This is a genomic window from Actinoalloteichus spitiensis RMV-1378 (genome assembly GCF_000239155.1).
Classification (GTDB): Bacteria; Actinomycetota; Actinomycetes; order Mycobacteriales; family Pseudonocardiaceae; genus Actinoalloteichus_B; species Actinoalloteichus_B spitiensis.
In genome coordinates, this window is the sequence record NZ_AGVX02000736.1 from 1 (window position 1) to 678 (window position 678).

At 72.3% G+C, this 678-nt stretch carries 1 protein-coding gene; it reads left to right on the forward strand.

From position 1 onward, the window contains the following. Positions 1-94 precede the first annotated feature (94 nt). The coding region (locus ACTIDRAF_RS32250) for an AMP-binding protein (RefSeq protein ID WP_280956893.1) at positions 95-678 on the forward strand (584 nt) is incomplete at its 3' end.

Genomic DNA, 678 nt, shown 5'->3' on the forward strand with positions numbered 1-678 from the left:
CACGCTGGTGATCGACAGTGAACCAGCCCGCGCGGAGATCACTCGTGCGTCTGAGCCCAGCCCGGTCACGGTCCACCCCGCGCAGGCGGCGTATGTGGTGTACACGTCGGGTTCCACCGGCCGCCCGAAGGGGGTGGTGGTCTCCCAGCAGGCGATCGTGGCGCACCTGGACTGGATGGTCCGCACGTTCCCGTTGGGCACTGGGGACCGGGTCCTGCACAAGACCTCGATCGGGTTCGACGTGTCGGTGTGGGAACTGGCCTGGCCGGTGATCACCGGGGCCGGGGTGGTGCTGGCCCGTCCGGGTGGGCAGCGGGACCCGGCCTACCTGGCTGGGGTGATCGAGCGGGTGGGGGTGACGGTGACCCATTTCGTGCCCTCGATGCTGGCGGCGTTCGTGGCTGAGGACGGGGTGGCCCGGTGCGGGGGGTTGCGGTGGGTGCTGTGCTCGGGGGAGGCCCTGCCACCGGGGGTGGTGGACCGGTGGGCCCGGCGGGTGCCGGGGGTGCCGGTGGTCAACCTGTACGGGCCGACCGAGGCCGCGATCGATGTGACCTGGTGGCCCTGCCCCACCCCGGACGGGCGATCCCCGGAAGGAGGTGACCGGGATCCCGGGACCGGGGATCCCTCGTCGGCATCGGTGCCGATCGGTCGGCCGGTGGACAACACCGGGGTGCT